Annotated in this window: 20 protein-coding genes and 1 tRNA gene; 9 read left to right on the top strand and 12 right to left on the bottom strand. The window is 72.3% G+C overall.

Features of this window, described 5'->3' with window-relative positions; translation table 11 throughout:
• Positions 1–46: 46 nt before the first annotated feature.
• On the top strand, positions 47–487 hold the full coding sequence (mscL, locus tag ABME02_RS16165; RefSeq protein WP_353816370.1) for a large conductance mechanosensitive channel protein MscL: 441 nt from the start codon (positions 47–49) through the stop codon (positions 485–487).
• A 52-nt stretch (positions 488–539) separates the two neighbouring features.
• Here mscL and ABME02_RS16170 read toward each other — a convergent pair whose 3' ends face one another.
• Positions 540–770: a hypothetical protein gene (locus ABME02_RS16170; protein WP_353816492.1), complete on the bottom strand. Its 231-nt coding sequence runs from the start codon at positions 768–770 to the stop codon at positions 540–542.
• Positions 770–4,618 (bottom strand): AAA family ATPase, encoded by a 3,849-nt coding sequence (locus ABME02_RS16175; RefSeq protein WP_436408288.1) that lies wholly within the window; start codon positions 4,616–4,618, stop codon positions 770–772. The genes ABME02_RS16170 and ABME02_RS16175 overlap by 1 nt, the downstream gene beginning before the upstream one ends.
• Before the next feature lie 45 nt (positions 4,619–4,663).
• Between ABME02_RS16175 and ABME02_RS16180 the strand changes: the two genes are divergently transcribed.
• Together ABME02_RS16180 and ABME02_RS16185 are read left to right on the top strand one after the other, a co-directional pair.
• Positions 4,664–4,972 (top strand): rhodanese-like domain-containing protein, encoded by a 309-nt coding sequence (locus tag ABME02_RS16180; protein WP_353816371.1) that lies wholly within the window; start codon positions 4,664–4,666, stop codon positions 4,970–4,972.
• Complete coding sequence (locus ABME02_RS16185) at positions 4,969–5,265, top strand: metal-sensitive transcriptional regulator (RefSeq protein ID WP_353816372.1); 297 nt, start codon at positions 4,969–4,971, stop codon at positions 5,263–5,265. The genes ABME02_RS16180 and ABME02_RS16185 overlap by 4 nt, the downstream gene beginning before the upstream one ends.
• A 93-nt stretch (positions 5,266–5,358) precedes the next feature.
• Here the strand turns inward: ABME02_RS16185 and ald are convergent, their stop codons facing one another.
• Positions 5,359–6,459, bottom strand: coding sequence for an alanine dehydrogenase (gene ald, locus ABME02_RS16190; RefSeq protein WP_353816373.1), 1,101 nt, complete (start codon positions 6,457–6,459; stop codon positions 5,359–5,361).
• 132 nt (positions 6,460–6,591) lie between these two features.
• On the opposite strand from ald, the gene ABME02_RS16195 reads away from it, so the two are divergent.
• Positions 6,592–7,095 (top strand): Lrp/AsnC family transcriptional regulator, encoded by a 504-nt coding sequence (locus tag ABME02_RS16195; RefSeq protein WP_129233701.1) that lies wholly within the window; start codon positions 6,592–6,594, stop codon positions 7,093–7,095.
• Between the two features lie 31 nt (positions 7,096–7,126).
• On the opposite strand, the gene ABME02_RS16200 is transcribed toward ABME02_RS16195, so the two are convergent.
• Entirely contained in the window at positions 7,127–8,194 is a 1,068-nt protein-coding gene (locus ABME02_RS16200) for an ATP-dependent DNA ligase (protein WP_353816374.1), read from the bottom strand.
• 182 nt (positions 8,195–8,376) lie between these two features.
• On the opposite strand from ABME02_RS16200, the gene ABME02_RS16205 reads away from it, so the two are divergent.
• From ABME02_RS16205 to ABME02_RS16215, 3 genes are all read left to right on the top strand, one after another.
• Complete coding sequence (locus tag ABME02_RS16205) at positions 8,377–8,553, top strand: hypothetical protein (RefSeq protein WP_353816375.1); 177 nt, start codon at positions 8,377–8,379, stop codon at positions 8,551–8,553.
• The gene (locus ABME02_RS16210; RefSeq protein ID WP_353816376.1) at positions 8,550–8,819 is read left to right on the top strand and encodes a hypothetical protein; all 270 of its coding nucleotides are present in this window, start codon (positions 8,550–8,552) and stop codon (positions 8,817–8,819) included. The genes ABME02_RS16205 and ABME02_RS16210 overlap by 4 nt, the downstream gene beginning before the upstream one ends.
• An 83-nt stretch (positions 8,820–8,902) precedes the next feature.
• The gene (locus tag ABME02_RS16215) at positions 8,903–9,259 is read left to right on the top strand and encodes a hypothetical protein (protein ID WP_353816377.1); all 357 of its coding nucleotides are present in this window, start codon (positions 8,903–8,905) and stop codon (positions 9,257–9,259) included.
• A gap of 18 nt (positions 9,260–9,277) precedes the next feature.
• Here ABME02_RS16215 and ABME02_RS16220 read toward each other — a convergent pair whose 3' ends face one another.
• Both ABME02_RS16220 and ABME02_RS16225 read right to left on the bottom strand, forming a co-directional pair.
• Complete coding sequence (locus tag ABME02_RS16220; protein WP_353816378.1) at positions 9,278–9,592, bottom strand: hypothetical protein; 315 nt, start codon at positions 9,590–9,592, stop codon at positions 9,278–9,280.
• A complete protein-coding gene (locus ABME02_RS16225; protein WP_353816379.1) occupies positions 9,589–9,924 on the bottom strand; it encodes a DUF7882 family protein in 336 nt (111 codons plus the stop codon). Before ABME02_RS16225 ends, ABME02_RS16220 begins: the two co-directional genes overlap by 4 nt.
• Positions 9,925–10,091: 167 nt before the next feature.
• Between ABME02_RS16225 and ABME02_RS16230 the strand changes: the two genes are divergently transcribed.
• Positions 10,092–10,343 carry a hypothetical protein gene (locus ABME02_RS16230; RefSeq protein WP_353816380.1) on the top strand — a complete coding sequence of 84 codons (252 nt, stop codon included), beginning with the start codon at positions 10,092–10,094 and terminating at the stop codon, positions 10,341–10,343.
• 85 nt (positions 10,344–10,428) lie between these two features.
• Here ABME02_RS16230 and pgi read toward each other — a convergent pair whose 3' ends face one another.
• The 6 genes from pgi to ABME02_RS16260 all read right to left on the bottom strand — a co-directional run bounded on the left by pgi (position 10,429) and on the right by ABME02_RS16260 (position 17,094).
• The gene (pgi, locus tag ABME02_RS16235; RefSeq protein ID WP_353816381.1) at positions 10,429–12,111 is read right to left on the bottom strand and encodes a glucose-6-phosphate isomerase; all 1,683 of its coding nucleotides are present in this window, start codon (positions 12,109–12,111) and stop codon (positions 10,429–10,431) included.
• Positions 12,112–12,197: 86 nt separating this feature from the next.
• A tRNA-Arg gene (locus tag ABME02_RS16240) sits at positions 12,198–12,269 on the bottom strand.
• A gap of 323 nt (positions 12,270–12,592) precedes the next feature.
• On the bottom strand, positions 12,593–14,206 hold the full coding sequence (locus tag ABME02_RS16245; protein WP_353816383.1) for a CHAP domain-containing protein: 1,614 nt from the start codon (positions 14,204–14,206) through the stop codon (positions 12,593–12,595).
• A 220-nt stretch (positions 14,207–14,426) separates the two neighbouring features.
• Entirely contained in the window at positions 14,427–14,924 is a 498-nt protein-coding gene (locus tag ABME02_RS16250) for an HNH endonuclease (RefSeq protein ID WP_353816385.1), read from the bottom strand.
• A gap of 339 nt (positions 14,925–15,263) precedes the next feature.
• Positions 15,264–16,124, bottom strand: coding sequence for a C40 family peptidase (locus ABME02_RS16255; protein ID WP_353816386.1), 861 nt, complete (start codon positions 16,122–16,124; stop codon positions 15,264–15,266).
• 277 nt (positions 16,125–16,401) lie between these two features.
• Positions 16,402–17,094 (bottom strand): iron-dependent transcriptional repressor DtxR, encoded by a 693-nt coding sequence (locus tag ABME02_RS16260; protein ID WP_353816387.1) that lies wholly within the window; start codon positions 17,092–17,094, stop codon positions 16,402–16,404.
• A 152-nt stretch (positions 17,095–17,246) separates the two neighbouring features.
• Between ABME02_RS16260 and serC the strand changes: the two genes are divergently transcribed.
• A complete protein-coding gene (gene serC, locus ABME02_RS16265) occupies positions 17,247–18,362 on the top strand; it encodes a phosphoserine transaminase (RefSeq protein WP_353816388.1) in 1,116 nt (371 codons plus the stop codon).
• Position 18,363: the final 1 nt, after the last annotated feature.

The following is an 18,363-nucleotide window of genomic DNA, read 5'->3' on the forward strand; positions in this document are numbered from 1 at the left end:
CGTCCTGTCCGCGAACACCACACCGGAAACGAAGGGGGCCGACCGCGTGCTCAAGGGATTCAAGGAGTTCATCCTCCGGGGGAACGTCATCGACCTCGCGGTCGCGGTCGTCATCGGCGCCGCGTTCACGGCGGTCGTCAACTCGATCGTGAACAACCTGTTCAACCCGCTGATCGGGGCGCTCTTCCGCGCCGACAGCCTCGACTCGGCATTCGTCTGGGAGATCCCCACGATGGACGGCAGCGTCGCCGAGGTGAAGTTCGGCGCCGTGCTCGGCGCGATCCTCACCTTCGTCATCGTCGCGGCCGTCGTGTACTTCGTCTTCGTCATGCCCATGAACCTGTTGAAGGAGCGTGCCGAGTCGCGCCGCCAGGCGGGGCAGCCGAAGGCCGAGGACCCGGAGACCGAGCTCACGGTGCTCGCCGAGATCCGCGACCTGCTCGCCGCCGACCGCGCGCGGCAGTCCGATCCCGAGCGCGCCGAGTAGCCGCGCACCGCGCAGGCGCCCGTCGACGGAGTCGGCGGGCGCCCCGGCCGTCTCACCAGTGCGGCGGCCGCTCGCGCGTGATCCGCTCGTCATCGGGACGCGAGGGTCGCGGCGCCCCGCCCTCGCTCCCGTCATGCGCGCCCGGCACCGCCGACTCGGGCTCGGGGTCGGTGCCGGGTGCCGGGGTCAGCCGGGCGCGACGTGCGCCGCGTGCGCGCTCGACGCGTTGGCGCGGGGCCTCGGCATCCGGTCCGCCGGCGTCGTCGTGCTCGGATGGGGCCATCACGCGGTCTCGGCCTCCTCGACCGCCGGCGCTCCCCTCCCGAGGACGGAGGCGACGCGCTCGGCGACGGACTCGGGGTCGCCGAACAGCTCGAAGCTGTGCACGCGCAGGTAGTGCCATCCGAGCCGTCGCAGCACGTCGGGTCGGAGGCGCAGCGACTCCCGGAGGCTCTGCCCGACGAGCGCCTGGTCGGTCTCGACCACGACGGCCTTGCCCGCGTAGGAGGCCGCGAGGGAGAGCGTGTCGCGATGGCCGACGCTCACGCGGATGCCGCGTCGCTCGAGTCGCGTCGCGAGGTCGACGAGCATCGGGTCGCCCCGGCCGCGGTCGCGCACCGCGTCCTTCTGCTCCTCGGTATGCGAGAGCACGCTCGCGAGCGCGACCACGCCGTGGCGCTGGCGGTCCTCGTCGATGTCCTCCGGCCGGAAGGCGGAGACGATGTCCATCGAGCGGCGGGCTCGCGTCATCGCGACCGCCAGGAGCCGCTCGCCGCCCGGCTCGCCGAGCGCGCCGAAGTTCGACAGCAGCCGTCCGTGCGGCGTTCGACCGTAGCCGATCGAGAACACGACCCGATCGCGGCTCTGCGCCACGGCCTGCTCGAGGGTCAGCACCGTGAACGGCTCGGCGCGGTCGCGGAGGATGAAGTCCGACAGGTCGCTGCGCTTGGCGAATGCCGCCAGCACGGCCTGGTGCACGCGCGCGGCGTGCCGTGCGCTCGCGGTGATGACCATGAGCGACTCGCGCGGTCGCTTCACGGCGTGGTCCATGACCAGCTCGACGACCTTCGCGACCTCGGCGTCGAGGCTCTCCACCGTGCCGGTGACCGGGTCGGGCAGCCCGTTGCCGCGGACGTAGTGCAATCCGAGGCTCCCATGCCCGAGGAAGCTCCCGGCCCACGGCATCGAGACGATGCGGCCGCCGTAGAAGCGTCGGTTCACGAGCTCGGCGAGGTCCTCGCCGCCCGCACGGTAGCTGCGCGTGAGCGTCATCGTCGGCAGCAGGTCGGCGAGGCGCGCGAGCGCCGAGTCGGCGTGCAGCGCGTCGACGCCGTGCTCGGCCGCGGGGCGCGGGGCGGCGTCGGCGTCGGCCGGGATCGCGACCTCGAACCTCGTGGGCGTCTGCGTCACCGGGTCGCCGAAGGCGACGACCTGGCTCGCCCGCCGGATCGCGCCCAGGTTCTCGGCGATCGTGGTCGCGCCGGCATCGACGAGGAGGACGGTGTCGAACCGGATGGCATCGTCGATCTCCGGCACCTCGTACGGCGACGCGAGCCAGACGGGCGCGAGCAGGCGGAACAGGTGGGGCGCCTCGCGGTGGAGCCGATCCGGACGGACCCGGTCGCCGCGGAGCATCCGCCGCAGGCGCTCGGCCTCGTCGGGCTGGTCGACGAGCGCCACGCGCCACGCCTCGGCGAGACGCCACGCGAGCAGCGGCCCGGCCGCGGAGGCGTGCGCATCGTCGACGAGGCGGAAGTCGGATTCCAGTCGGTCGAGCACGCTCGTGTTCGCGCCGAGCAGGGCCGGGTCCCCCGCGAGCATCGTCTCGAACACGGACTGCCACCAGGCGAGTTCGAGCTCGGAGGCCACCTGCTGCTCGGGCACGTGGCGCTTGGCCAGGTCGACGAGCAGCGGGTCGAGCCCGAGGCCGCGGAGCTTCTGCAGCAGCGCCGTCCGCTCCTGCAGGTTGAGCAGCACCTCCGACTCCGCGGCGAGCCCCACGAGGGTCGCCTCGAGGTCGCGGAGCGGCCGCGCGGCGAGCCGCCTGGGGGTGCCGGCGAGCCCGAGCGGCGCATCGAGCTCCTGCAGGTCGGCGGCGACCGTGTGGTAGGCCACGTGCACGTCGTCGAGCCCGACGGGCACGCTCGGCACGGCCCCCGCCTCCGAATAGCGGTGCCACAGCGTGCGCTGCTGCTGGATGCCGCGGAGCGAGGCGTTCAGGTCGCCGACGTGGACGCCGGGGCGCACGTACTCCAGTGCGAGTCGCTTCAGTCGGCGCCGGTTCGCGCCCGACATCCCGGTCTCCCGGCGCGGCGCGGTCGCGGCGATGAGCTCGCCGAGCGGACGGTCGTACACCGCGGGCAGGAACTTGTCGAGCGTGTCGCGCACGTCGTGGAGCAGCCGCAGGAAGACCCCGAGCTCGGCGACGGACTCGAACTGGCGCAGGCGCGTCTGCGCGATGAGCGCGCGCCCCCGGTCGAGCAACCGGGGCACGTCGGCCGTGCTCAGCCGCTTGGCGAGCTCGTGGGCGGCCGTCGCCTCCTCGGATGTCGTGAAGTCGGCGCCATACCAGGGCGAGTCCCCCGGCCCGTAGCGGAACTCGCCGAGGGTCGCCGCGCGGACGAGGTCGGCCGCGACGGCGTCGCGTCCCTCGGCGAGCGCGACGAGCGACGCGCGGTCGAGCCTCGCGGTGGTGTCCGGCGGCACGGGCATCGACGCGAGACCGGCGAGGGCGGTGAGCGCGTCGAGCACGGAGACGCCGAGCTCGCCCTCGTCGCGCGTGAGCGCGTTCCGGTAGTCGAGCAGCACGCGGCGCAGGCGCACCAGCGCGTCGTCGATGTCGGCGATGCGCGGCTGCTCGGCCTTCTCGTTCCGAGTGATCGACTGGATGAGGTCCCGCCGCAGGCGCTCCGTGCTCACGGCGAGCCCGCCGAGGCCGACCTGCCCGAGCCGGTGCGCGATGCCATCGAGGCTCGCGCGACGGGCTCCGACGACGAGGACGCGGCGCTCGTTCGCGAGCAGCGCGCCGATCGCATTCACGATGGTCTGCGTACCGCCGGTGCCTGGGAGCGTCTTCACGACGATCGAGTCGCCCTGCTCGATGCGGGCGATCACCCGCTCCTGCTCGGGGTCGGCGTCGAGCAGGAGACGGTCGGTCGAGGGCGGCCGCTCGTCCTGCGGGACGATGCGGGGCGGCTCCGCCTGCCGCGACACGGCGGCGCGGGCGTTCGGGTTCCCGGCGATCGCGTCGATGACGGGATGCTCCAGCCGCGCGGCATCCGCCCCCATCGACGGACCGACCTCGGCGAACGACGAGACCACGAGGCGCGGGGCGACGTGGAAGTACGGCAGGTGCGAGGTGAGCCCCCTGAGCCGGTCGATCACGGGCTGCGGCTTGAACACGCCGTTGGTGATCGCGAGCGCGACGAACGCGTCGGCGTCGAGGGTGATCTGGAACCGCTCGTGCAGTTCGCGGGCGAGCGCCGGGTTGAGGAAGGGCTGGCCCTTCAGCTTCAGCTCGAAGTCGCGCCCGTAGCGACGGATCGCGAGGGGTCGGAGCAGCACCGGGGCGAGGAAGTCCTCGCCCGCCGACTGCCAGGACGCCAGCCCGATCGCGAGGTGGACCGACTCGATGCCGCGCACGGACCGGAGCTCGACGCCCTTCTGCGTGATCTCGGCCGCCGCGAGCCGCGCGTTGCGGAGGGCGAGCTCGTCTCGGATCAGGCTCGACAGGAGCGTGGACTTGCCGGTGATGAACTGCGGCAGGCCGCCGGGGTGCGTCGTGGAGAGCTCGATCCTGGTGCGCGGCGCGTCGTCGAAGTGGATGAGCGGGGAGCGCCCGCCGAGGTCGCGGAGTTCGGCGTGCCAGCGGCGCCAGCTCGGCTCGGCGATGTTGCCGGCGACGACCGAGGGGTCGCCGATCGTCACCGCGTGCGGTGTCGCGGGGTCGCGTGTCGGATCCGTCGACCCGGCACGCTCGGCGGCAGGGGTCTCGGTCCCATCGTCGGGGAACTCGTCCCCGTCGTTCCGATCGAGCCGTTGCACATCGACACCATACGGCGGCGCGGCCGGATCCCCCGGAGCATCGCCGCACTCCGACGGATTTCGATACCCACTGGGTATTGATACCATGGGGGTATGCTTTTCCCTGGCATCCGATCGCATGAGGAGCAGCACATGAAGTCGATCTCACCCGCCGATGCGCACGCCGTGTCCGACGCGTGGATCCTCGACGTCCGCGAGGACCACGAACTCGAGCAGGCGCGCGTCGACGACGCCCACCACATCCCCCTCGGCACGCTCGTCGAACGGCTCGACGAGGTGCCCCGCGACCGGACCGTCTACGTGATGTGCCATGCCGGCGGACGGAGCGCCCAGGCGACCCAGTACCTCTCGGCACAGGGCGTCGACGCCGTGAACATCTCGGGCGGGATCACCGAGTGGTACCGCGCCGGGCTCCCCCTCACCATCGGAGGTACCGCATGACCACCCACGTCGCCACCGAGACCACCGCCGACGCGCAGCGTCGCATCGCGAACCGCCTGAAGCGCGCCCGCGGGCAGCTCAACGCCGTGATCGACGCGGTCGAGTCCGGCGCCGACTGCCGCACGGTCGTCAACCAGCTCGCCGCCGTGTCGAGCGCGCTGGACCGCGCCGGCTTCGCCGTGATCTCGACCGCGATGCGCGACTGCGCCGCCGACCCCGAGGGCAAGGTCGACGGTTCGGGCGGGCGCCTCGACTTCGACGAGCTCGAGAAGCTGTTCCTCTCGCTCTCCTGACACGCCCCCGGACGCCACGACGGCCGCCGCCCGATGCGGATCGGGTCGGCGGCCGTCGTGTGCTCACGGAGCGCCTGGTCGGGCACCCCGGCGTCAGACGAGGGAGGACAGCTCCAGTCCGTGCGCCTTGGCGACGCCCTCGTTGGTCAGCTTGCCGGAGGTGGCGTTCAGCCCCTTGGCGAGGGCCGGGTCCGCGGCGAGCGCGGCCTCCCAGCCGAGGTCGGCGATCTTCAGCGCATACGGCAGCGTCGCGTTGGTGAGCGCCGGCGTCGAGGTCGCGGGGACCGCGCCGGGCATGTTCGCGACGCAGTAGTAGATCGCGTCGTGCACCGAGTACGTCGGCTCGGCGTGCGTGGTGGCACGCGAGCCCTCGAAGCAGCCGCCCTGGTCGATCGCGATGTCGACGAGCACGGCGCCGCGCTTCATGGTCGACACCATCTCGTCGGTGATCACCTTCGGGGCCGCCGCGCCGGGCACGAGCACCGCGCCGATCACCAGGTCCGCCTCGCGGATCTGTCGGGCGACCTCGTACGGCGACGAGGCGAGCGTCTTGATGCGGTGCTCGTAGCGGGCGTCGATCTCGCGGAGCTTCGGCAGCGAGATGTCCATGACCGTGACGTCCGCGCCGAGGCCCATCGCCGTGGCCGCGGCCTGCTCGCCGGCGACGCCGCCGCCGATGACGAGCACCTTGGCGGGGGCCGTACCGGGAACCCCGCCGAGCAGGACGCCGCGCCCGCCCATCGAGGCGTGCAGCGACATGGCGCCGACCTGCGGCGCGAGACGCCCGGCGACCTCGCTCATCGGTGTGAGCAGCGGCAGCGACCGGTCGGCGAGCTGCACGGTCTCGTACGCGATGGCGGTGACGCCGGAGTCGAGGATCGCGCGCGTGAGCGGAAGGTCGGCGGCGAGGTGGAGGTAGGTGAAGAGCGTGAGGTCCTCGCGCAGGAAGCCGTACTCCTGCGCGATGGGCTCCTTGACCTTCAGCACGAGCTCGGCCGACCACGCCTCCTCGGCGGTGGCGACGATGTTCGCGCCGGCCGCGCGGTACTCGGCGTCGTGGTAGCCGGCGCCCTCGCCGGCCCCGGCCTGGATGTCGACCCGGTGGCCGCGCTGGGCGAGCGCGTGTGCTCCGGCCGGCGTCATGGCGACGCGGAATTCGTTGTTCTTGATCTCTGCAGGCACGCCGACGTGCATGGTTCTCGCTCCGAATGCTGTGTGGATGTGTGCTTCCATGGTCGCCTCATGTTCGCTCTTTGTGAAGTGCATCCGCATGATGTTCGGTAGACTCACGGCATCTGTCCCGAATGTTCGTCGAGGAGCACCGCCATGTCCGATCTGCCGAAGTTCAGCGAACCTGCCCGGGTCGTCCTCGACGACATCGACCGGCAGATCATCGCCCTGCTGCACGAGAACGCCCGCATCCCGAACGTCGACCTCGCGCGCGAGGTGGGCGTCTCCCCGTCGACGTGCCTCGCGCGCGTACGCTCGCTGCGCGAGCGCGGCGTCATCACGCGCTACACGGCCGAGATCAACCCCACCGCACTCGGCTTCACCCTCCAGGCGCTCGTCTCCGTCCGCATCCGCCCCGGCGCCCGCCACCTGATGGAGCAGATCTCCGACGACCTGCGACGCGAACCCGAGGTGGCGCAGCTCTTCTTCCTGGGCGGCAGCGAGGACTTCCTCATCCACGTCCGCGTCCGCGACAGCGAGCACGTGCGGCAGTTCGTCCTGAAGAACCTCTCGGCGAACCCTGCGGTCGCGCTCACCGAGACGAACCTGGTCTTCGAGCACCACACCGCCGAGTCGGCGGGGCTGCGCGCCGTGCTGTGACCGCGCGGCGCGGGTCGCCGCGGGGGCGCACTCAGCGGGCCACGGGCAGGATCTCGGCGAGGTCGAGCCCCGCGGGCGCCTCCAGTTGCCCGTAGGTGCAGCTCTCGGGCGTGCGATCCGCCCGCCAGCGGCGGAACTGCGCCGTGTGCCGGAACCGATCGCCCTCCATGTGGTCGTAGGCGACCTCGACGACCAGTTCGGGGCGCAGCGGCACGAACGAGAGGTCCTTGCCCGCGCTCCATCGGCTGACCGCGCCGGGCATCCGGCCGCCCCGATGGGCCTCCTGGTCGGCCCACTCCCCCCACGGATGCTGCGAGAGGTCGTCCGCGACGTACGGCGCGAGCGTCTCGACGAGCTCGCGTCGCTTCGCCATCGGGAACGACGCGGCGACCCCGACGTGATGCAGGCGCCCGTCGTCGCCCCAGAGCCCGAGCAGGAGGGACCCGACGATGCCGCCGGTCTTGTGCCAGCGATACCCGGCGACCACGCAATCGGCGGTCCGCTCGTGCTTGACCTTGAACATCGTCCGCTTGTCGGGCTGGTACGTGCCGTCCAGCGGCTTCGCGACCACGCCGTCGAGCCCTGCGCCCTCGAACCGGGCGAACCAGTCGTCGGCCTCGCCGAGGTCTGCGGTGGCCGGCGTGACGAAGACGGGGTCGGACGCCCCGGCGAGCGCGTCGACGAGCAGCGCTCGCCGCTCGGCGAACGGGCGGCCCGTGAGGTCGTCGTCGCCGAGCGCCAGGAGGTCGAACGCGACGAAGGAGACGGGCGTCTGCTCGGCGAGCAGCCGCACCCGGCTCGTCGCGGGGTGGATGCGCTGCTGCAGGGCGTCGAAGTCGAGCCGGCCGTCGCGGACGAGCACGATCTCCCCGTCGACGACGCAGCGCTCGGGGAGGTTCTGCGTCAGCGCCTCGACGAGCTCGGGGAAGTACCGGGTCATCGGCCGCTCGTTGCGACTGCCGAGTTCGACCTCGTCGCCGTCGCGGAACACGATCGTGCGGAAGCCGTCCCACTTGGGCTCGACGTGCCCGACGTCGGGGATGCCCTTCACCGCCTTCGCCAGCATCGGCTTCACGGGAGGCATCACCGGCAGGTCCATCCGCCCATCATGCTCCCCTCCGCCGACACTCGCACCCGCCATCCGCGACGCCCCCGGAGCCGCCCGGCTAGCACCACCCCCACCGCCGATCAAGGGCCTGCCGCCGACGGGACTCACCGCGTAACCTCCATGACGGGGATCGCGTTCGGGGCGCACGGACCACCGGAGAGGTGAGGGTGACCATGTCCGAATCGGAGGGACACAGACCGGGGGGGAACCGCTCGGAGGAGGATCGCGTCCTGGACGCCGCAGTCGAGGAGGTCGAACGACGCGCACGCGCGCAGGAGGACGCCGACGCCGACGAGCACGTCGCCGTCCGCGACGACGACGGGCGGATCACCGAGGAGCGCGCGCAATGAGCTCCGTGATCGACCGACCCGACCACGGCACCGACCGCGGGGCCCGTCCGCTTCCGTCGATCGGGATCTGGTGGCCGATGCTCGAGGCCCCGCTGCAGCGGGAGATCATCGAGCACCCGACCGCACCCCTGCGCGCAGTGGTGGTCAGGCGGATCCTCGAGCTGTGCGAACAGGACGATCGGCCCGTGCCGCGCTCGGGCGTGCGTCTCGACGAGAACGAGCGCGCGTACCTGGCGGGCTGGACGCACGCCGCCGACTGGACGTGAGGACGGAACCCGGATGAGACCACGTCGAGGCCTCGAATGCAAGCGGTTGAAGCGACCCGACCCGGGCCGATAGACCAGCAGGTATGGATCGGATCCACTACGCAGGCGGTGAGCTGCTCACCGGAAGTGCGATCGCCGACGCGATCGTCGATTACGCGGCTGCGCTCGCGTCGCGACGATCCGCGGCATCCGTCGACATCCCGATCCGGGCGGATGACGGTTCGACCGCGCGAGCGCACATGCTGATCGGACCGGCCAGCCAACTCCTCACGGAGCCCGTGGAGACCGACCTCGAGGAACTCGTCGACGAGGAGCTCGTCTCGCGCCTCAGGGCCGCGACGACGGCGCTGTCCGCCATCCGACCCATGGTCGAGGCACCGGAGCCCGGCTTCGGCGACGGCGGCGACACGGACGAGCTGGAGTGGCCGCCGATCCGCTGATCGTCGCGCGGTGGGCGTTCAGTCGCCGAGGTCGACCTTGTCGGCGTCGCCGGCGGGAACCTCGAGGGGGGTCGTCGAGCGACCCTCGGCATCCCCGTCGCCTTCGCCCTCGCCCGGGAGCGGGTCGTCCGCCGGGATCGGCACGATGCTCACCGGGATCCCCGGACCCACCAGCAGCTGCGCCGGCTGCGGGCGCCCCTCGCCGAAGTTCACCGTGATCCAATCGGCGAGGCCGCGTTCGTGCGCTTGCTCGATCGCCGCCTTGATGGCCTCCACGTCGGCCTCGCCGACAGAGTACTGGGCGCCGCCGTACATGATGTTCACGCGCTTCACGACTCGTGGCCTCCGTTCGGATCGACGGCGTTCCTCGCCTCCGGCTCCGGCACGAGGACCAACCCGCCGGGCGAGTTCGCCGTCGACATGAGCGCATCGACCCAGGCCCGGTTGATCGACGGCTGACGGCCGCCCGCGTACTTGAAGACGAGCGAGATCCGCGGGTGCATCCAGAGCGTGCTCCGGCCGTCGCCGATCGCAGGATCGTCGCGCCAACTGAAGTAGAACGATTCGCCTCGGCGGAGCTTCGCGCCGATCACGAGCTGCAGGTGCGCGAGCACGCGATCGTCGAAGTCCACACCGAGGGTCGAGTCGTACGTCAACTTCCCCACAACCACCTCCGCGCAACGGACGGAACCGCTCCCGGCCCGCACCGACGTCCGTACAGCGTAGCCCTGCGGGACCGATCGGGGACAGGGGCTTGTCAAGGGCCTGTCGGACGCCTCCGGATTCGGGTAGCGATGACCATGGACCGGAACCGAGTCGAGGGAGGACGACGATGACGTACCGCGGCACGACGATCAGCGACGCACTCGACGTGACGCCGATCGGCCGGGCGACCTGGCGGGTCTCGGACCGCGGGTCGGGCGGCGGGACGCGGGGCATCCTGGGGTACATCCACGAGACCGAGGACGGATTCGAGATGCTCTGGATGCGCCCCCGCCCCGGGGTCACGCGACGCTACGGCGACTTCGTCGAGGCGGTCGACGAGACCGCGCGGCACCTGCGGACGCTGCGGCGACGCGACTGATCGGATCGGTCGACGACCCGACGGCGCGCGCGGGCGGCGGATGCCGCGGTGACGCGCCGCGCGGGGACGTCACCGCGTGCCGGCATCAGCTCGACCGGTGCGCGCGGTAGTACTCGAGCAGCGCGCGGGTCGAGGCATCCTGCCCTGCCAGCGCCGCCTGGTCGCCCTCGATCGCCGGGGCGATCTGCAGGGCGAGCTGCTTTCCGAGTTCGACGCCCCACTGGTCGAACGAGTTGATGCCCCACACGACGCCCTGGGTGAACGTGATGTGCTCGTACAGCGCGATCAGCTGGCCCAGCACCGACGGGGTGAGGGCGGGCGCGAAGATCGACGTCGTCGGGCGGTTGCCGGCGAAGGTGCGCGCCGCCACGAGCGGCCCGGTCGTCCCCTCCGCCTCGACCTCCTCGGACGTCTTCCCGAACGCGAGCGCCTTCGTCTGGGCGAGGAAGTTCGCGAGGAACAGCCCGTGCACGTCGCGGCCGTCGTCGGTCAGCGGATACGCCGGGTTCACGAAGGCGATGAAGTCGGCGGGGATCAGGCGCGTGCCCTGGTGGATCAGCTGGTAGAACGCGTGCTGGCCGTTCGTGCCGGGCTCGCCCCAGAAGACCTCGCCCGTCGTGGTCGTGACGGGCGAGCCGTCCCAGCGGACCGACTTGCCGTTCGACTCCATCGTGAGCTGCTGCAGGTAGGCCGGGAAGCGGTGCAGCTGCTGCGCGTACGGCAGGACCGCGTGCGACTGGGATCCGAGGAAGTTGGAGTACCAGACGTTGAGGAGGCCCATCAGCACCGGGACGTTGCGCTCGAGCGGCGTCGTCCGGACGTGCTCGTCCACCGCGTGGAAGCCCGCGAGCAGGTCGCCGAACGCCTCGGGTCCGAGCTCGATCGCGAGCGACAGTCCGATCGCCGAGTCGGCCGAGTACCGGCCGCCGACCCAGTCCCAGAACCCGAACGCGTTCTCCGGGTCGATGCCGAACGCCGCGACCTTGTCGAGGGCTGTCGAGACGGCGACGAAGTGGTGGGCGACGGCGTCGGTGCGGGATGACTCGTCGCCGCCGATCGCACCGGATGCCTCGAGGCCCGCCCACAGCCAGTCGCGTGCGAGCCGCGCGTTCGTCAGCGTCTCGAGGGTCGTGAAGGTCTTCGAGGCGACGATGAAGAGCGTCGTCTCGGCATCGAGGTCGGCCGTCTTCTGCGCGAGGTCGGTCGGGTCGATGTTCGACACGAAGTGCGCGCGGATGCCGGCGTCGGCGTAGGGCTTCAGCGCCTCGGAGACCATCACCGGGCCGAGGTCGGAGCCGCCGATGCCGATGTTCACGACGTCGGTCACGCGCTTGCCGGACGCGCCGAGCCAGTCGCCGGAGCGGACGCGGTCGGCGAATGCCGCGACCCGGTCGAGCACCTCGTGGACGTCGTGGTCGATCTCCTGCCCATCGACGACGAGCGGGGGCTGCGCGCCCTTCGGACGGCGGAGCGCCGTGTGCAGGACCGCGCGGTCCTCGGTGGTGTTGATGTGCTCGCCGGCGAGCATCGACGAGTACCGCTCGGCGACCCCGGTCTCCTCGGCGAGGCGCACGAGCGAGGCGAGGATCCCATCGGTGACGAGGTTCTTCGACAGGTCGACGTGCAGGTCGGCGAGGGGCAGGCTGAGTCGTTCGACGCGGCCGGGGTCGGCGGCGAACCAGCCTCGGAGGTCGGGCGAGAACGACTCGCGGTGCGCCTCGAGCTCGGACCAGGCGGCGGTGGCGATGGGATCGATCGGGGTGCTCACCCGCCCACGCTACCGCCCCCGATCCGGCACGTGAACCCGTGCGACGCCGGGCTACGGAAGCGGCCAGGGCGCGGCATCCTCCACCGTGCCCCTGGAGGGACTCGAACCCCCAACCCTCTCCTTAGGACGGAGCTGCTCTTCCATTGAGCTACAGAGGCTGACCGGACGAGTCTAGCGGGCGCGTGGAGCGGCTCCGGCCATGGGCGGCGGCACGCGCACGGGGCGGCTGGACGGTGCGCGGGTCAGTTGTAGCCGAGCACCACGATCGCCGACGTCGAGGGGGCGAGCTCGTCGACGAACCCGTTCTCGTCGAACCGGTTGTCGTCTGAGGGCTGCGTCATCGCGGTCACCTTGCTTCGCTTCTCTGGGGAGGGAAGCCTCAGGCTACCGGCGGGCGTTCGATGCGGTCATTGTCCGGAACGTCCAAGTTCGAGCGCCGGTTTCGCCATGATGTCACCCAACCGGCTGCGGCGACCCGGGATCAGGCCGGCGGGTACAGGTAGAGCGCCTCGCTCACCGGGATCGTCCGCACGTGGTACGAGTGGTCGGAGTTCCAGTTGTACTCCTCGATCGTGACCGTGCCGTCGCCGTTGACCGACTGCACGTACGCCACGTGGTTGTACGGGAACCACGCGACGGCGCCGACGACGGGCTCGCTGCTCGACGGCCATCCCTTCGCCGCCCACGCGTCGGCCCACATCCAGGCGCTGCCCGACGCGAGGTTGCCCCAGTCCCACTTCCACGGCGCCCCGGTGACGCCGGCATCGCGGTTGAGCCGCCAGGCGACGAAATCGACGCACTCGCGGTAGTAGTAGCGCAGGGGCGAGAGGCCGCCGCCGTAGTCGTCGGGGGTCTCGTACCACCACGGGTAGTCGTCGCCCTCGGCCTGCTGCGCCACGATGGCGTACTCGCCGGTGCCGCGCGAGGCGAGCTCCGCCTCCCACGCCGCACGCTCGGCCTCCGCGGCCGCGGCGTCGATCTCCTCCCGCGTCGTCACGGCGAAGGTGTCGCTCGACACCGGGGCCCCGGCGGCGAGGTCCGAGACCTCGAGCGCCTGCGCCTCGGCGATCGACAGGCTGAACTTCGTCGGCGTCCCACCCGGAAGGTGGCCGCCGGGCAGGAACGCGTAGGCCGGGAGCGCGACGGTGCCGACGAGCGCCGGCACCAGGAGGACGGTGGCCGCCACACGCATGGGCCCGTTCCGGCGGGAGACCGGACCGGAGGCGCGTGCGCCGGGCGACGACGGTGCGATCGCCGCGCGCGCGGCGGCGGTGCGTGCGGTCCCGCGACGACGCCCGGTCGGTCGCGCACCGGTGGATGACGGTGCGCCGCCGGTGGCGGCGGCCACGGCGACGGCGACGGCGGGCGAGCCGGTCGGCAGGGCCTCGGCCGCGGCCGCCGTCGGGATTCCAGCGGGATCCGCCGCCGTCGCCGACGTCATGGCGATGGCCTCGGGCGCCGGCGCGCGCCGCGCCGGGGGTGCCGGCGGTGCGGGGCGTTCGGCGGGACGGGGCGACATCGCGGCCCGCGCGGGTTCGCGCCGATCGGATGCCGTCCCGAGGCCGTCGGGCCGGGTCGGTCGGGCGGATGCCGCCGGCCGCTCGCCCATCGGCGGACGACCGGAGGTGGGTGCGGGGCCCGGGACGCGGTCGGCGCCGGGCATCGTGCGCCGGCCCGCGCCGGCGTCGCGTCGGGGTGCGGCCGAGGGCAGGTCGGGGCGACCGGCGACCGGCGTCTCCGCGGCGGGTCGGACCCGGTCGCGGCGCCACTGGTCGACCTCGGTGCGCGGCGCAGTCACCCGGCGCTCGCCCTGCCCGGACCGCGGCTCGTCGCGCGCGGCGCGCGATCCGGGGTGCGGGGGCGTCGGCGCGAGTGCCGCCCGCGGCGGCTCCGGACGGCCGGACGGCTGCTCCGGACCCGCTCCGGTGTCCCGGAGCGCCGACCGGTCGCGCCGCGGCGACGCCTCCCGGGCTGCGATCCCGTCGGCGGGTCGCTCGCGGTCCGTTCGGCGACCGGTCGCGGGCGGACCGGATGCGGCATCCGGTCGCGGGTCGGCCTCGCCGCGCTCGGGCGACCAGCCGGCGAACCCGTCCATGGGCAGGGCGGACTGGCGTCGGGGCCGCAGGCCTGGGGGTCGGCCGTGCGCGTCGTCACCGTACAAGGATCGTGAACCTCCGGTCCCGCACCGGCTCGGGGGAGGCGGAAGCGGGGGCGTTGCGGGTCTCCGGAGCCGGGGGTGCTCCGGACTCGTACCACCCTAAGGCACGCTCCGAGCGCTTGTCACGATGCCGCGCACCGGCGCGCCGGGGCGCACTTCACGCGGCGCGCTCGAGGTAGTCGCTCCACTGCGGAAGCGGCCGCTCGAACCCGCGAACCACCCACCCGCGCCCATGCGGCATGCGCGGCGTGATCCGCAGCGTCCAGCCCATCTCCGCGGGGGTGTGGTCGCCCTTCGAGTTGTTGCATCGCAGGCAGCAGGCCACCAGGTTCTCCCACGTGTCGCGTCCACCGCGGGATCGCGGCAGCACGTGGTCGATCGTTCCCGCCGACTTGCCGCAGTAGGCGCAGCGGTGCTCGTCGCGCCGGAGCACCCCTCGGCGACTGACCGGGACCTGGTGCACGCGCGGCGTGCGCACGTACCGGGTGAGCAGGATGACGCTCGGCCTGACCCATTCGCCGGTCGCTCCGTGCACCGGATTGCCCTCGTCGTGGAGGATCACGGTGGCCTTCTCGTTCATGACGAGCAGGAGGGCGCGCTTGAACGAGACGATCGCGAGGGGTTCATATCCGGCATTGAGCACGAGCGTGCGCATGGGGTGCCTTTCGATCGGTGCTGGATGGCTTCCAGCCGCGTGAAGGGAAGGACGATCCGGATGCCGCGGGGTGCGCGCACCCGCCCCGGAGACGCGAAACGGGCACCGTCGTGAAGACAGTGCCCGTCGGCATCCCGGCGCGGTCGCGACTCGGCTGACTACTGCGCCGCTGGTCGTAGAGCACGCGCGCACCCGCGGAATGGGTGCTGCTGCGCGGACCGACCATCGGACTTCCCCTACCCGGTATTCGGAATCGTCAGGGTCAAGGCTACGACACGAATGGCGTGCCGGGTCCCCCCGGCACGCCATTCGCGACACGCTTCACACGCTGTTCACACGTCAGATCCGCACGATCCAGTAGTCGCTGGTCCAGATCGGCTGGGTCCGTACGACCGTGCCCTCGTAGGGGGCGTGGAGGATCATGCCGTTGCCGGCGTAGAAGCCGATGTGGCCGCTCATGACGACGAGGTCGCCGGGGACGGCCTCGGAGAGCGGGATCTGCGTGCCGGCGGCACCCTGCGCGGAGGACGAGTGCGGGAGGCTGATGCCGAACTGCGCGTAGACGTACTGGACGAGGCCGGAGCAGTCGAAGCCGGCCGGCGTCGCGCCGCCGTAGACGTAGGGGACGCCGAGGTACTGCTGGGCGACCGAGAACACACTGGCGGGGTCGGCCGAACCATAGACGGCGGCGGGCGTGTACTCGCTCGCGGCCGCGGCGTAGGAGGTCATCTGCTCGGCGGCGGCCTGCCGGGCGGCCTCCGCGGCGGCGGCGGCTTCCTCGGCGGCGCGCTGCGCCTCCTCGGCCGCGCGGATCTCCTCGCCCGTGACGGCGTCGTACCCGTCCTCGGAGATCGGGGCGGCGATCACGTCCTCGGCGACCTCGACGTCCTGCGGGGCCGCCTTCGTGAGCTGCGTCTGGGCGGTCGCGCCGAACTGGATCCCGTCGGTCCCCGGCGCGAAGGCGTAGGCGGGGATCGCGAGCGTGCCGACCAGGCCCGCGGCGACGGACATGACCATGACGTTCTTCGCGCTGCCTCGGCGGAGGCGGCGACCGAGCGAGTCCTTCTGGAGCTTCGCCTCCGCTGCGACGTCCGTCGCGGCCGCAGGCGCGGCCGGCGTCGTGCGACGAACGAGTGCCGTTCCGGTCCTGGGCTTGGGGGCGGTGATCGCGCCTGAACGGCGCCGGGGGAATCGAGCCAAAACGTGTCCTCCGCCCCACGATGCCGAAGCTCCGTCTCACCTGTGCGCTTGGGGGCGCGTCACGGGTATCGGGGCCGAGCGGTGAGCGCGGGAGGCGTCTCGACCCTGTTCCTCCGGCTGGCTTGTCGCCGGCGGACTCGATCGAGGATACGCGAGAGGTCGTCGATTGTCACATTTCGGTCACGGTGCGCCGGAATCCGCGCTCCGCGACCTCGGCGACGGAGGGATACGGACTCATCGGCGACGGCACGCTCCGGTCGCGTGCCCGGCCCCGGGATCAGTCCCCGATGAAGAGGTGGCCGGCGAGGTCCGCCGGGAGCTCGAGCGCGTCGTCGCGACCCTCGACCGAGACCACCACGGCCGCACCGTCGCGCCGGAGCGACACCCGGGTTCCGGGCAGGACGCCGGCTGCCTTCAGCCGACCGAGCAGCTCGGGCTCGAACTGCGCGGGCTCGGCGAGCCGACGGATGACGCCCTCCGCCTCGCCACCGCCCTCGTCGAGGGCCGTCAGCACGTTGCGCACGCCCTGCATGAAGGGCGCAGCGGGCTCGACGCCGAGTTCCTCGAGCCCGGGGATCGGGTTGCCGTAGGGCGAGTGGGTCGGCTGGCCGAGGATCTCGACGAGGCGGCGCTCGACGTGCTCGCTCATCACGTGCTCCCAGCGGCACGCCTCCTCGTGGACGTACTCCCAGTCGAGTCCGATCACGTCGGCGAGCAGGCGTTCGGCGAGGCGGTGCTTGCGCATCACGTGGACCGCCTTCTGGCGGCCGTCGGTCGTGAGCTCGAGGTGGCGGTCGCCCGAGACGACGACGAGCCCGTCGCGCTCCATCCGGGCGACCGTCTGCGACACGGTGGGCCCGGAGTGTCCGAGGCGCTCCGAGATGCGGGCACGGAGCGGCACGATGCCCTCCTCCTCGAGGTCGAGGATGGTGCGCAGGTACATCTCGGTCGTGTCGATGAGGTCGGTCAATTCGCTCCCCCTCGGCCGTCGGGCGCCTCGTGCATCAGAACAGACTACTGGCCGCGGGCGACATGCTGCCGACCTGCCGGGGTGGACGCGACGAACGTCGCGGTCCGCGTCATCCGCCGCCATGGCGAATGCGCCGCGCCTAAGATCGGACCATGCCTGAGCTCGTGATCCCCTCGTCGCTCCTGCCCGCCGACGGCCGTTTCGGCTGCGGCCCGTCGAAGGTGCGCGCCGAGCAGCTCGCCCACCTCGCCGAGGTCGGCCCGAGCCTGCTCGGGACCTCGCACCGGCAGGCGCCGGTCAAGCAGCTCGTCGGCCGGGTCCGACGGGGCATCGCCGACCTCTACTCGCTCCCCGAGGGCTACGAGGTCGTCCTGGGCAACGGCGGCTCGACCGCGTTCTGGGATGCCGCGGCGTTCGGCCTCATCGAGCGACGCGCGCAGCTCTGCTCGTTCGGCGAGTTCGGCGCGAAGTTCGCCAAGGCCGCCGCCGCGCCGTGGCTCGAGGCGCCCGACGTCCGCACGGCCGAGCCCGGGTCCCGGGTCGATGCCGAGGCGGTCGAGGGCGTCGACGTCTACGGCTGGCCGCAGAACGAGACCTCGACCGGCGTCCAGGCGCCCGTCCGCCGGGTCGACGGCGACCCGGGCGCGCTCACCGTGATCGACGCGACGAGCGCCGCAGGCGGCGCCCTCGCCGACCCGGCGGAGTTCGACGTCCTCTACTTCGCTCCGCAGAAGAACTTCGCCTCCGACGGCGGGCTCTGGTTCGCGATCATGTCGCCCGCGGCGATCGAGCGCGTCGAGCGCGTGGCGGCCTCCGGCCGGTACATCCCGGACTTCCTGTCGCTGAAGAACGCCGTCGACAACTCACGGCTCGACCAGACGCTCAACACGCCCGCCCTCGCCACCCTGCTGCTCCTCGAGAGCCAGCTCGAGTGGATGAATGCGTCCGGCGGACTCGCCTGGGCCGACGCGCGCACGCGCGAGTCCTCCGGCATCCTGTACGACTGGGCCGCACGGACCGGTGCGGCGCAGCCGTTCGTGGCCGACCCCGGGCATCGCTCGCAGGTGGTCGTCACGATCGACTTCGACGAGTCGACGGACGCCGCGGCCCTCGCGAGGACGCTGCGGGCCAACGGCATCGTCGACACCGAGCCGTACCGCAAGCTCGGGCGCAACCAGCTCCGCGTCGCGACGTTCACCGCGATCGAGCCCGACGACGTGCGCGCTCTCACCGCGTCGCTGGACTGGGTGCTCGCGCAGGACGGATAGG

It is taken from the genome of Agromyces zhanjiangensis (assembly GCF_040496055.1).
Lineage (GTDB): Bacteria > Actinomycetota > Actinomycetes > Actinomycetales > Microbacteriaceae > Agromyces > Agromyces zhanjiangensis.

What these genes read in the sequence shown, in the direction of transcription:
- ald (WP_353816373.1), bottom strand. Translation starts at nt 6,459, where the DNA reads ATGCACGTCGGCGTGCCTGCAGAGATCAAGAACAACGAATTCCGCGTC.
- ABME02_RS16200 (WP_353816374.1), bottom strand. Translation starts at nt 8,194, where the DNA reads ATGGACCTGCCGGTGATGCCTCCCGTGAAGCCGATGCTGGCGAAGGCG.
- ABME02_RS16170 (WP_353816492.1), bottom strand. Translation starts at nt 770, where the DNA reads ATGGCCCCATCCGAGCACGACGACGCCGGCGGACCGGATGCCGAGGCC.
- ABME02_RS16195 (WP_129233701.1), top strand. Translation starts at nt 6,592, where the DNA reads ATGTCCGATCTGCCGAAGTTCAGCGAACCTGCCCGGGTCGTCCTCGAC.
- ABME02_RS16180 (WP_353816371.1), top strand. Translation starts at nt 4,664, where the DNA reads ATGAAGTCGATCTCACCCGCCGATGCGCACGCCGTGTCCGACGCGTGG.
- ABME02_RS16230 (WP_353816380.1), top strand. Translation starts at nt 10,092, where the DNA reads ATGACGTACCGCGGCACGACGATCAGCGACGCACTCGACGTGACGCCG.
- ABME02_RS16185 (WP_353816372.1), top strand. Translation starts at nt 4,969, where the DNA reads ATGACCACCCACGTCGCCACCGAGACCACCGCCGACGCGCAGCGTCGC.
- ABME02_RS16245 (WP_353816383.1), bottom strand. Translation starts at nt 14,206, where the DNA reads ATGGACGGGTTCGCCGGCTGGTCGCCCGAGCGCGGCGAGGCCGACCCG.
- serC (WP_353816388.1), top strand. Translation starts at nt 17,247, where the DNA reads ATGCCTGAGCTCGTGATCCCCTCGTCGCTCCTGCCCGCCGACGGCCGT.
- ABME02_RS16250 (WP_353816385.1), bottom strand. Translation starts at nt 14,924, where the DNA reads ATGCGCACGCTCGTGCTCAATGCCGGATATGAACCCCTCGCGATCGTC.
- ABME02_RS16205 (WP_353816375.1), top strand. Translation starts at nt 8,377, where the DNA reads ATGTCCGAATCGGAGGGACACAGACCGGGGGGGAACCGCTCGGAGGAG.
- ABME02_RS16210 (WP_353816376.1), top strand. Translation starts at nt 8,550, where the DNA reads ATGAGCTCCGTGATCGACCGACCCGACCACGGCACCGACCGCGGGGCC.
- ABME02_RS16175 (WP_436408288.1), bottom strand. Translation starts at nt 4,618, where the DNA reads ATGGTATCAATACCCAGTGGGTATCGAAATCCGTCGGAGTGCGGCGAT.
- ABME02_RS16215 (WP_353816377.1), top strand. Translation starts at nt 8,903, where the DNA reads ATGGATCGGATCCACTACGCAGGCGGTGAGCTGCTCACCGGAAGTGCG.